The organism is Staphylococcus pasteuri, from assembly GCF_030547725.1.
GTDB classification, from domain to species: domain Bacteria; phylum Bacillota; class Bacilli; order Staphylococcales; family Staphylococcaceae; genus Staphylococcus; species Staphylococcus pasteuri.
Genome location: NZ_JAUOQO010000002.1, coordinates 229,171 through 241,540 on the forward strand (window position 1 = coordinate 229,171; position 12,370 = coordinate 241,540).

The window sequence follows — 12,370 nt, forward strand, 5'->3', positions numbered from 1 at the left end:
TTAATGAAAATTTATATTCTTAATGTAGCATAAATTATTAACGCTTACCATTAATTAAACAAAAAGTAATTCTTTATTTAAAAATTAAATAATCTTTTCTTATGATTTATTTAGTATTTGTTTTAATTTTTGTTTACTTGAAAATGCTGATTTTTTTGGAAATATTTGAGCCAAAAATCGAATATATCCGGGTCTACCAATTCCCACCTCTAATAGAGCACGTCTCCATTGATGATATAGAGGCTTAGTCCAATGTGTCGCACCTTGTTCTACCGCTTCTACTATTCTAAACATGGCATCTCCAGAATAATGTGTCTCTTGCATCAATTTAATATACTGCGTCACACTTTCGATAAATGATGATGTAATAGCGCTATTTTTTAATAAATGCGCTTGAATTAAATAACTTACGATTAAATTATCCATTCGATAACTATAGTATGTTTTCTCATTCATTAGTAATAACAATTCCATTACACGTTGACGTACTTTCATTGCATCTTCCATATAAGGTAAAAATGTATCTGCACGACGATCTGTAACTGAACCTTCTCGCTCATTATAACCATATGCAATAATAGACATGAGATTAATATCACGTGCTTTTGAATATGCTCTCACCATAAAAGTATGTTCTTCGCAAAATACAACATCTTCATCAAATCTTAGTGAAGCAAAGCGAGCACTGAATAGTTTCCCGCCTGGTCCAATCGATTGTAGAATTTCAGGATTACGTTCTAATGTAACCACTTCATCTCTTTTAATTTCCTCATGTGTTGGAAATACTTTCCATTCACCATGAACATCTCGTCCAATTTGACCAATTACTATATCCGTTTCACTGTGATTCTCAAATGTTTTTATCATGACATCAATACGACTCGGTAAATACTCATCATCCGCATCTAAAAACATAAATGCATCTGTATCATTATCCATTGCTTCTAAGCCTATGTTACGACTTCTAGCAGCACCTTGATTATCTTGATGTATTACCTTAATATTTGGATATTCCTTTTGCAATTCAGTTAATACTTGTTTTGTGTTATCTGTAGAGCCATCATTGACACAAATAATTTCAAATTCAGCTTCTGTATCAATAGAGGTAATAGCCCTTCTAATTGTATCCTGTCCATTATATACAGGTATAATAATAGCTAATTTCATTCTTTCACCAACTTATCTATATAATTTATAACTTGATTCAATGTTTCTTTAGTATTATATTTATGCCAATTTTTAAATAACGGCTTTAATTGATTATCTTGTTGTTGAATTTTAGTAATTAATTCTTCCTCTGTTGCCACTTTATATTCATTAGGAATATCATAATAAAATTGATTAAGCCCTCTAACACGTTCATATTCTGTTTCGTCATAGACGTAAAATAGTGTTGGTTTATTAAGTAAACTTGCTTCTATCGGAATAGAGCTATAATCACTAATAATGATATCAGCCATAATAAGCAATGATGTAGTATCAATGTCTTGTGTTGTTCCATGGTTAGAAATTGATGGATGTAAATGACTTATTAATGTATATTCAGGCAATTGACTATTGAAATGTTCCTTATTAATTTGGCGATTTTCTTGATGATTTTCTCTATAAGTCGGCAAGTATACTGCTAATTTACCTTGAATACCATACTGATCTTTCAATCTTTTTTGAGCTTTGTTTATATCTGTTTTTAAATATTTATATAATCTTGGAAGACCAAAACGTAACATCTGAGAAGGTTGCGCATCAAATGATTCATTAAAACAATGCCCCATTTCATCGGCACCAATCAAATAATAATCTGTTGCATTATACACACGTTTATATTGGTTTACTACACTAGGATTATTTAAATCAACTTGATGATCGGTTAATCCAAAATCTTTTAATGCTCCAGAAGCATGCCAAGTCTGAATCACTGTTTGATTTTGCTTTTTATGGTAGGCGCCCATCATTAAATAATACGTATCAATTAGAATCACTTTTGCTGTACTTAAAGCCTTAATGTGTGCAATAACATTCTTATTACCTGCCTTGATATATGTGACATTAGGTAAATTTTGAATATGGTGACGGTGCTTATCAGTAGTAATCACTGTTAAACGATAACCTTTAGCACATAATCTCTCTATAATCGGCAACATATCATTAGGAAAAGTCATCATTACAACTATGCTTTTCTGTTTAACCTTGAATCCTCTAAACAGCAAATTAAATATAGCAATAACGCACATATATATTTTTTTAATTAAAACTCTCATCTTTTCACCGTCTTTATACTGATTTATTGTTATTTATAAATTATAAACGATTCCTACTTTGATAGAAAATAATTATCCTTTCTTTACATTTAACATAAAAAAACAGACCAACCTTTAAAGTCAGTCTGCTTTACTCTTCAAATTACGATATTCCCTTATAAGAAATCTGCAAAGTGATCTCTATATTTCTTATGAAGGATAGAACCTAAAACAAAGAATACCAAAATAACCACGACGTTATATAGTGCCATTTTCCAATGATCAATGAAGTACCATTGATGGAATAAAATAGCTGCACGATATGATTCAGCGATAAAATACACTGGATTGAACATCATAATTTTATGAACAATACCACTCACACCGTGATCTTTAGGTATCCATAAAATTGGAGACATATAAAATAGTATTCTCATTAATGCTTGCATAGCCATTTGAGTATCTCTAACTAAAATACCTAACGTTGATGTAAATAATGCAACAGAAGCAGTTAATAAAAACGCAAATGGTACATAAAGGAATAACTGAATAATATGAATAGATGGGTAAATACCTCTAAACATACACGCTATAATAATGATTAAAAGCAAGCCAATATGTCCATAGAATCTACTCGTTACTATATAAGTAGGAATGATAGACATAGGAAAATTCATCTTAGCGACTTGATTAAATTTTTGTGATATAGATTTGGTACCCTCGAGTACACCTTGGTTAATAAAGAACCACATACTAATACCTACAAGTAACCAAAATACAAATGGTATACCATGTACAGGTGAATTACTTCTAATTCCCAATCCGAAAACTAACCAATACACCATTATTTGTAAGGCTGGGTTTAAAAGTTCCCAAGCAATCCCTAAATAGTTACTATGGTTAGATATTTTAATTTGGAATTGAGCAAGTCTTTGGATTAAATAAAAGTTTTTGATGTGTTCTTTAAATACAGTTACAACTGCTGACATTGAATTAAACCACACTTTCAAACATTTAATATATTTATATACAATTGATAAATGAGATAAAATGAATCAGACAATTCTTAAAGTAATCTCAAATTAAAAGAATGCTTATACTAATTAACATAAAATATGTAAAGTACGCGCTTAAGAATTAATGATGTTATATCTCAAACTCATTGTTTTTAATATGGAATTTTGTTTTATTCGAATGAAGCATTATAAACAAATTTATTTCAGTGTAAGAAATTAGTTTATTATATCTTCATCTTATTATACAATCATTTAAGTTATAAAACACAATTAAGCATTTTACAAGATTATTGTTTGATGTTTATTAAGCCATTTTATTATAAGACATAACTCCTATAGACATTTACAAAATATTAAACAAAATCTTCTGTTCACTTTACACTAGGTTAATAAATTTAACAACTGATGTGTTGTATATTATAATCTATATAAATGCAATTAAGGAAGGACTAATTATGAGCGTATCGGTAAATATAGAACATGTAACTAAAGAATATCGTATATATAGAAATAATAAAGACCGTATTAAAGATTCCCTAATTCCGAAAAATAAAAATAAAACATTTTTCGCACTAGATGATGTTTCTCTTCAAGCACATGAAGGTGATGTTATCGGCCTTGTTGGTATAAACGGTTCAGGAAAATCCACATTAAGTAACATGATTGGTGGTTCGTTATCTCCTACTTCTGGTAATATTGATCGTAAAGGTGATGTTAGCGTTATAGCTATCAACGCTGGTTTAAATGGTCAATTAACTGGTGTAGAAAATATTGAATTCAAAATGTTATGTATGGGGTTCAGACGTAAAGAAATTAAAGAATTAATGCCACAAGTTATTGATTTTAGTGAATTAGGTGAGTTTATTTATCAACCTGTTAAAAAATATTCTAGTGGTATGCGCGCTAAACTCGGGTTTTCAATCAACATCACTGTAAATCCTGATATTTTAGTAATCGACGAAGCATTATCTGTAGGTGATCAGACTTTCACACAGAAATGTTTAGATAAAATTTATGAATTTAAAGAAGCTAATAAAACTATATTCTTTGTTAGTCACAACATACGCCAAGTTAAAGAATTTTGTACAAAAATCGCGTGGATTGAAGGCGGCAAACTTAAAGAATTTGGTGAATTAGATGATGTTTTACCACAATATGAAAAATTCCTAAAAGAATTCAAGAAAAAATCAAAAGATGATCAAAAAGCATTTAGAAGAGACCTAGACGCTTCTCGCTTTGTCGTAAAATAATTTACCCATTAGATTTATATCGCTATTTTTAAAGGCAACCAATGAGTGTTCGAACTAACACATTGGTTGCCTTTATTGTATTTCATATATAACAAATAATTATTAATGTTTTCTCTTTTGTTTAGCAATTTTTATCATGAATTTGGGAATACTTTTTAATCTGCCAAGACGTTTCCAATCAATTAATAAACGATATATCCATTCAATATTGAATTTTCTAAAGAATTTAGGCGCACGCTTTTTAGCTCCACTAAATACTTCAAAAGAACCGCCTACTCCCATCATAACAGTGTGTTGGAATTGTTTGCTATGTCGAGCAATCCATTTTTCTTGTTTTGGATACCCCATACCCACAAAAATATAATCAGGATCAAAAGTATCTATCCTTTTAATAACTGTTTCATCTTTTAAATTAATATAACCATGATGATGCGCAAAAGTTACTCTTGGATATTTAGCCTTTAATTGTTGTTCTGCTTTTTCAATAATTTCATTTTTCGAACCTAAGATAAATACTTTTTGTTGATTTGCATTGGCTATTTTTAAACATTCTTCTAATAACTCTATTCCTGGAATTCTGTGCGGTAATGGTTGCTTTAATCGATGAGATGCTTTTACTATACCTGTACCATCAGCTATAACATAGTCCGCACTATTAATAAGCTGTTGATAATCTTGGTGTTCTGATGCATAGTCTACAATTTCAGGATTTGCAGTAACTATAAACAAATTATGAGATGTTGGTGTTGTGAAAAATGTTTTAATATTTTCAACCATTTCTGACATTGTTACATGGTCAAAATATACACCTAAGATATTAACCTTTTTACTATTCTGCTGACCCTTAAATGTCATAAAAGAAATCTCCTATCCTACTTGGTCAATAACCCTATATAATGTTGCCAAGTATTATCCTATATATCAAAATTGTTTTAATTCTAACTAAAATGTACGATTATTTTAACACATCCCTCAACATTCTAGAAAATTTTATTTAAACACCTATATATTCTTCTAATTTAAGTCTTAAGTCTAAAAGCCAATTTCTAAACAATAGATTATAATGAATATTAAAGTATCAAATACTTATAGATTTACTCAAACAAGTTATTATCTATAAATGGAGCGTTAATATGTCAAAAATCGAATCATTTTTAACTACACACATTCAATTAAATATATTTATCATTTTTATTATTAGTATTATCTATATCATCGTCCACCAAAATCGTTACAAACACTACTATCGTTATTTTGCTATTGTACTTAATTACATTCCTGTACTCACACACGAGTTTGGTCATGTACTCTTCAATAAACTCTCTGGTGGTCGCGCTAAAGATTTAGTTATCGTTACGCTTCCTTCTGAAAGAGAAACGACATTACAACAAGGATACGCTATTACGCAATCGAAAGGTTATTTAGGACAATGGATTACCACATTAGGCGGTTATATTATGCCCCCGTTAATGTTATGGTTAGGTGTTTTAACTGCATATTATAATCATCCTAGCTTTTTTATTATGTTTTATTTAGCTATATTTATTTATTTCCTAATTCTAACTTCTCGTAAGCTGTCACCTATTCTTATTATTATAGTCATGTCACTATTATTATATATACTTTTCCAATACGATGATTTAATGATTACTCACCAAATAGTGGTTTATAGTTATCACTTTATTTTAGGAGTACTGTTAGGTGAAGTACTACAATCATCGTGGACTATTTTTAAATTAACATTCCAAAAACCTAAACCTAGTTGGGATGGTAGTACACTAACACAAATCAGTAAAATCCCAACAGTATTTTATAGTCTAATTTGGATTTTCATTAATTTATATGCTGTTTATTTATTAATCAAATTATCATTTTTCTAAAAACATAATACAAATTTTAGTTACATCAATATATAAAAAAACTTGAGTCTTACTTTTACATCTAATTTTCAGTGTATAACACCAAAATAATGTACTAGACTCAAGTTTTTTATATTATTTTTCAGCAAAAATATTCATTGCATTTTCGTAACTTAAAATAGTTATAACTTCATTTCGTTTAATAATAATCACTTTATTCGTATCATCTTTCGAAACGACTTCAACTTCATTTCCAATAGAAATATCTTTACTTGAAAGGTATACCAACAATTCAGTTTTATCTCTGACACGCTTAATAGTTAACATATCACCTGGCTGAAATTCGAGTATTGTCTTCGTGTATTTCTCTTTATAATGGTGATCTCTAGGTATAACACCACCATGCGGGCAAGTCTCAGGGTAGTCTAAAATTTTGTCTAAACGTTCTACGAATAAATCTGAGATTCTATGTTCAAGAATTTCTGCTTCTTGATGCACTTCTTCCCAATTGTATTTTAAAATCTCTATCAAAAATAACTCGAGTAATCGATGTCTTTTAATAATATCTAAAGTGAGATTTAACCCTTCTTCTGTTAATTTAACACCCTTATATGGTTTCGTTTCTATATAACCAGATTTTTCTAGTCTACTTACCATTTCACTTACTGAAGGTGGCTTTATATTTAAAAATTGAGATAATTTTTTATTTGATACGAAAGATACATCGCCGTCATTCGTCAATATAGCTTTGAGATAATCCTCTTTTTCTTCAGTTAACATCATTTCACCTCACATATATTCACTTTATTGTATCACGAATCTACTTGACATGTTAAAACTTCTCAGTTTATTATAAAATAAATTAGGTTAACCTAAACTTTTAATTAGGAGGTGTTAATATTTGCTAGAAGTTAAGAATTTAAATCTATTTCTAGGTAATAAACATGTTTTAAAAGACATCAATTTTAAAATTCCTATCATCGGAGAAATTATAGGAATTATGGGACCTAATGGCGCAGGTAAATCTTCTATGCTCAAATCATTAACAGGAGATTTTCATGCATCTGGTACCCAGTTATTATATGAGCGTCCAATACATAACCAATTGAAACGTATGACTTACATACCTCAAAAATCAAATATCGACTTAGATTTCCCCATTAATGTTGAAAAAGTTATCTTATCCGGATGCTATGGAGAGATAGGTTGGTTTAATCGACCGGGACATGATACTAAAGTTCAACTCAAACATTTATTAGAGGATTTAGACTTAACGTCATTAAGACATAAACAAATTTCAGCATTAAGTGGTGGACAACTTCAGCGAGTACTAGTCGCAAGAGCACTTATGTCTAAAAGTATGCTTTATTTATTCGATGAGCCTTTTATTGGAATAGATTTTAAAAGTGAACGCTTAATTATAAATAAAATTAGACAACTTAAAGCTCAAGGTAAATTAATTCTTATCGTACACCATGATTTATCTAAAGCATCACATTATTTTGATCGAATCATGTTACTTAACCAAACTTTAAAATACTTTGGTAGTACTGAGGATGTACTCAATAACGACACCCTTTTAAATGATACATTTTTGTCACAATCACCTCGTCAAAGTTTAGAACGAAAGGAAGTGACCCAGTCGTGAATGACTTTTTAGCTCATATATTAAATTATCAATTTTTAAATAGGGCTTTAATTACATCGATGATTGTTGGCGTAGTATGTGGAACTGTCGGGAGCCTTATTGTTTTAAGAGGTTTGTCATTAATGGGTGATGCAATGAGCCATGCAGTATTACCTGGGGTGGCATTATCTTTCCTTTTTGGAATACCTATGTTTATTGGCGCATTAGTGACAGGAATGGTTGCCAGTATTTTAATTGGTTTTATTACTTCTAAAAGTAAGACCAAACCTGATGCAGCAATTGGTATAAGTTTCACCGCATTTCTCGCATTAGGTGTTATATTAATTAGTTTAATTAACAGTACAACAGATTTGTATCATATTTTATTTGGTAATTTACTAGCAATAACACATACAACATTCTGGACAACGATTATGATTGGTCTATTTGTTTTATGTCTTATTGTAATATTTTATCGACCTTTAATGATTTCTACTTTCGATAATACCTTTAGTAGAATGAATGGCTTAAACACGACAGCTATACATTATTTTGTCATGTTGTTACTTGCTCTAGTAACTGTAGCGAGTATACAAACAGTAGGCATTATTTTAGTAGTTGCGTTATTAGTAACACCCGCTTCTACTGCATTCTTAATATGTAAACATTTATATAGCATGATGGCAGTAGCAAGTTTTATAGGTGTTATTAGTTCAATTATTGGACTTTATTTCAGTTACATATACAACGTACCTAGTGGTGCCGCTATCGTTCTTTGTACTTTTGCTATTTATGTCATCACCTTAGGTATTACAACACTTAAAAATAAACAGAAAAGAGGCGTTGTTTAAATGAAAAAATTAATACCTTTATTACTAGCATTCTTTATTATCTTAGCTGGATGTGGCCAGTCGCAAGATGACAAACAGGATGCCGATAATCATAAATTAAAAGTAGTTACAACAAATTCAATTTTATATGACATGGTTAAAAATGTTGGCGGAAAACATGTTGACGTCCATAGTATCGTACCTGTAGGACAAGATCCTCATGAATATGAAGTCAAACCTAAAGATATTAAAAAGCTAACCGATGCAGACGTTATATTTTATAATGGATTAAATTTAGAATCTGGAAATGGTTGGTTTAAAAAAGCATTAAATCAAGCTGGAAAATCTATCGACGACAAAAAAGTCATTGCTGTATCTAAAGATGTTAAACCGATTTACCTCAACGGTGAAGAAGGCAATAAAGATAAATTAGATCCACACGCTTGGTTAAGTATTGAAAATGGTATTAAATATGTTAAAACAATTCAAAATAGTTTAATCAAGCATGATAACACTAATCAACAATATTACAAAGATCAAGGCCATCAATATCTTTCTAAACTAGAAAAATTAAACAAAGACAGCAAAGATAAGTTTAATGACATCCCTAAAGAGCGACGTGCCATGATTACTAGTGAAGGTGCTTTCAAATATTTCGCAAAACAATATGATATTAAACCAGGATATATTTGGGAAATTAATACTGAAAAACAAGGTACTCCATCACAAATGAAACAAGCTATTCAATTTGTTAAAGATAACCATATTAAACACCTTTTAATAGAAACTAGTGTAGATAAAAAAGCAATGCAAAGCTTGTCTGAAGAAACACATAAAGATATTTATGGCGACGTATTTACTGATTCTATCGGTAAAAAAGGTTCAAAGGGTGATTCATATTACAAAATGATGAAATCAAATATAGATACGATTCATGGTAGTATGAAATAATATTTTAAATTCACTTGTTCAATATATACAACGACTTAATATAGTAGATGGCTGGGATAGAATGATTATGTTATTTAAATACCCAGCCACCCTATTAAGTCATATCTTGATAACTAATAGTCTCATATCGTGCGTGAATTTTATATTATCCTCCTAAAATATAAAATAGTTCTCTCACGCACGATATGGTGGTGTTAGTCTATCTCATCTCATTTATGTAGTGGGCTTAAACATTATTTAATCTCCCATGCGGTAAAGGTAATATTTCATCCCCCTTTACCAGTAGTTTTAATAAGACAGTTTATGTAAAATAGGTTCGTTTTTTCCCGAAAATTTTCAATCCTAGTATACTGACTGTCAATGTTATAAAGTCATCCCTAGTACACATAGGAAAAAAGCTCGTGAGGTTCATCCTCACGAGCTTCCCTATTTTTATAATGATTCTATGACATACTATCAACGATGACCATTTCATCGTAATTAATAGATTCTCTAAGTTTTAATGCAGTGCCTTCAGTAACTTCTTCGTCTTCTATTAATTCTCTAAGTATACGTCTTTGTTCACGCAATGCATTGAGTTTTATACGTGTTAACGTATTTTCGCTTGCAGAATTAAAGAAATTGTTTGGTGTTAAGTTATCTATACGCATTAAATAACCATCACAAATCATACCTACTTCTAATTTGTTATCATTAGTAGCTTCTTGTCCTAATCGTTTAACCACATTATAGTGAACCATCTTGTTAATTTTAACAAGTTCTAATAAGTTATCTGTAACGCTTAATGAAGATGCTGAATTGATTGTTGTTTTCACACGACGTTTCAAAAGCATACCTCTAAATAATACAATGAGTCGACGTATTAATGAAGCTTGTCGATATACTTGTGTACGTTCAGCATAACGCATATAGTTTTCCAAAATACTATTAGTGATATCTCCGTCATCAACTAATTGTTCCAATGTTTTCGTTTCTACATTAAATGCAATTTTTTGAAGTCTTTCAAGTTCTTTAGAGTTTTCATCATCTTTCTCTACTGATTTTAAGAATGTTAATTTATCATGATATTCCTTAATCACGTTACCATATCGATAACTTGTTTCAAAAGTTGATCTTTGATTTAGGTAGTCTATAACGTGTTCTAAAATGTAAATTCTTGCCTCTTTGAAATTCATACTACCTACTTTTACTTCAGGCGCATTAGCTGTTACAAATGGTAATAATAGTTGAGCAGCAACTAAACTTATAATAACCATTCCTGAAGCAATAAATAACAAATCGTTGCGATAAGAAAAATCTTGATGATTAGCTAAATAATACGGTAGTGTCAACGCAATGGCCAGTGAAATTGTTCCGTGAACACCACATAAAGTCATAATCAAAGCATATAAACTTCGCTTAGGTGGCTTTTCTGTTGTGTTATTGCCATCATCGTCTTGACTAATCATTTTTTGGAATGGACTGACTGATAAATAAAAATAAGGATATAATACATAAACCCATAAAAATCTAAACAGATAAACAGCCAATGCTACGAGAACAGTTATGACAATTAAAAAGATCAAATTGTGTGGTTCTGTTTTAATAATATTAATCACAACTTCAGGAACTAAAAATCCTAATATTGAAAATACAAAACCGTTTAAGACATATCCCAAAATATTCCATGTATGGTTATAACTCATTTGTAATCTTGTACGCGTTTGTGCAATTCTATCACGTTCAAAGCCGTGAACTAAGCCTGCTAACACTGCGGCGATAATACCAGAAGCATGGAATAATTCTGCCACTAAATATGTAACGAATGGTGTTAATAATTGAATAAACGTAAACATATTAATGTTTTCTATTCCACGGCGCATTAACGTCAATCTAAAACGAACTAATGCCATTCCAATAAGCAATCCTACAATTGCACCGCCTATAGAAGCAACTAGAAATTGCTCAATAGATTCCATTATTGAGAACGTTCCAGTTACAAGTACTCCAACTGCAATTTTAAATGAAATGATACCGGCAGCATCATTTAATAATGATTCACCTTCTAATATCGTCATTGCACCTTTAGGTAACACTTTCCCATTTGTAATTGCTTGCACGGCAACTGCATCAGTAGGACATAAAATTGCTGCTATGGCAAAAGCTGCACCCGTTGGTAATTCTGGCCATATCCAATGAATGAAAAATCCTACGCCCACTACAGTAGTAATAACAAGACCTAACGCCATCATCATAACTGGTTTTATATATTTTCTTAAATGGACCCTTGAGACATTAACGCCTTCTACAAATAGTAGCGGTGCGATAAGTGCGACCATAAATAATTCCGAATCAAAATTAAACTCAACAGGAATTGGAGTGATAAATAATAGCATACCTAAAGCAATTTGAATGAATGCTAATGGTACTTTCGGCATAAATGTATGAACAAATGAACTAATAATAACAACGCCGACAAATATAAGTAATGTTTCAAATATTTCCAAACTTTCACCTCTTTAATAAATTATTTTTGGGATGAAAATTAAGTAAAAAATAATGGAATTGATGTACTTCAGGGGTTAAATAAAGTAGAAGCGATTATTAAATAAAAAGCAAAA

At 30.4% G+C, this 12,370-nt stretch carries 11 protein-coding genes; 5 read left to right on the forward strand and 6 right to left on the reverse strand.

All coding sequences use genetic code 11. The features are described 5' to 3' along the window. Nucleotides 1-99 precede the first annotated feature (99 nt). The 3 genes from Q4528_RS03235 to Q4528_RS03245 form a co-directional block, all read right to left on the reverse strand. Nucleotides 100-1,167 carry a glycosyltransferase family 2 protein gene (locus Q4528_RS03235; protein WP_046466416.1) on the reverse strand — a complete coding sequence of 356 codons (1,068 nt, stop codon included), beginning with the start codon at nt 1,165-1,167 and terminating at the stop codon, nt 100-102. After that, a complete protein-coding gene (gene tarB / locus Q4528_RS03240) occupies nt 1,164-2,258 on the reverse strand; it encodes a teichoic acid glycerol-phosphate primase TarB (RefSeq protein WP_046466415.1) in 1,095 nt (364 codons plus the stop codon). The genes Q4528_RS03235 and tarB overlap by 4 nt, the downstream gene beginning before the upstream one ends. A 155-nt stretch (nt 2,259-2,413) precedes the next feature. After that, nucleotides 2,414-3,226 (reverse strand): ABC transporter permease, encoded by an 813-nt coding sequence (locus Q4528_RS03245; RefSeq protein ID WP_029056417.1) that lies wholly within the window; start codon nt 3,224-3,226, stop codon nt 2,414-2,416. Between the two features lie 482 nt (nt 3,227-3,708). On the opposite strand from Q4528_RS03245, the gene tagH reads away from it, so the two are divergent. Continuing rightward, entirely contained in the window at nt 3,709-4,503 is a 795-nt protein-coding gene (gene tagH, locus Q4528_RS03250) for a teichoic acids export ABC transporter ATP-binding subunit TagH (protein WP_017637202.1), read from the forward strand. Between the two features lie 102 nt (nt 4,504-4,605). Here the strand turns inward: tagH and tarA are convergent, their stop codons facing one another. After that, entirely contained in the window at nt 4,606-5,358 is a 753-nt protein-coding gene (gene tarA / locus Q4528_RS03255; RefSeq protein ID WP_017637201.1) for an N-acetylglucosaminyldiphosphoundecaprenol N-acetyl-beta-D-mannosaminyltransferase TarA, read from the reverse strand. Nucleotides 5,359-5,636: 278 nt separating this feature from the next. Between tarA and Q4528_RS03260 the strand changes: the two genes are divergently transcribed. Next, entirely contained in the window at nt 5,637-6,383 is a 747-nt protein-coding gene (locus Q4528_RS03260) for a M50 family metallopeptidase (protein WP_046466414.1), read from the forward strand. A 114-nt stretch (nt 6,384-6,497) separates the two neighbouring features. Here the strand turns inward: Q4528_RS03260 and Q4528_RS03265 are convergent, their stop codons facing one another. After that, a complete protein-coding gene (locus tag Q4528_RS03265) occupies nt 6,498-7,142 on the reverse strand; it encodes a metal-dependent transcriptional regulator (protein ID WP_303520517.1) in 645 nt (214 codons plus the stop codon). 121 nt (nt 7,143-7,263) lie between these two features. Here Q4528_RS03265 and Q4528_RS03270 point away from each other — a divergent pair, with 121 nt between their 5' ends. The 3 genes from Q4528_RS03270 to mntC are packed head-to-tail and all read left to right on the forward strand — an operon-like array spanning nt 7,264 to nt 9,770. Further along, on the forward strand, nt 7,264-8,010 hold the full coding sequence (locus Q4528_RS03270) for a metal ABC transporter ATP-binding protein (protein WP_303520519.1): 747 nt from the start codon (nt 7,264-7,266) through the stop codon (nt 8,008-8,010). Continuing rightward, on the forward strand, nt 8,007-8,840 hold the full coding sequence (locus Q4528_RS03275) for a metal ABC transporter permease (protein ID WP_046466412.1): 834 nt from the start codon (nt 8,007-8,009) through the stop codon (nt 8,838-8,840). Before Q4528_RS03270 ends, Q4528_RS03275 begins: the two co-directional genes overlap by 4 nt. Beyond that, nucleotides 8,841-9,770 (forward strand): manganese ABC transporter substrate-binding lipoprotein MntC, encoded by a 930-nt coding sequence (gene mntC, locus Q4528_RS03280; RefSeq protein WP_017637196.1) that lies wholly within the window; start codon nt 8,841-8,843, stop codon nt 9,768-9,770. Nucleotides 9,771-10,213: 443 nt separating this feature from the next. Here mntC and Q4528_RS03285 read toward each other — a convergent pair whose 3' ends face one another. Then, complete coding sequence (locus tag Q4528_RS03285) at nt 10,214-12,256, reverse strand: cation:proton antiporter (RefSeq protein WP_017637195.1); 2,043 nt, start codon at nt 12,254-12,256, stop codon at nt 10,214-10,216. Nucleotides 12,257-12,370 lie beyond the last annotated feature (114 nt).

Coding starts and splice junctions, on each gene's coding strand:
- Q4528_RS03235 (WP_046466416.1), bottom strand. CDS start 1,167: ATGAAATTAGCTATTATTATACCTGTATATAATGGACAGGATACAATT.
- tarB (WP_046466415.1), bottom strand. CDS start 2,258: ATGAGAGTTTTAATTAAAAAAATATATATGTGCGTTATTGCTATATTT.
- Q4528_RS03245 (WP_029056417.1), bottom strand. CDS start 3,226: ATGTCAGCAGTTGTAACTGTATTTAAAGAACACATCAAAAACTTTTAT.
- tagH (WP_017637202.1), top strand. CDS start 3,709: ATGAGCGTATCGGTAAATATAGAACATGTAACTAAAGAATATCGTATA.
- tarA (WP_017637201.1), bottom strand. CDS start 5,358: ATGACATTTAAGGGTCAGCAGAATAGTAAAAAGGTTAATATCTTAGGT.
- Q4528_RS03260 (WP_046466414.1), top strand. CDS start 5,637: ATGTCAAAAATCGAATCATTTTTAACTACACACATTCAATTAAATATA.
- Q4528_RS03265 (WP_303520517.1), bottom strand. CDS start 7,142: ATGTTAACTGAAGAAAAAGAGGATTATCTCAAAGCTATATTGACGAAT.
- mntC (WP_017637196.1), top strand. CDS start 8,841: ATGAAAAAATTAATACCTTTATTACTAGCATTCTTTATTATCTTAGCT.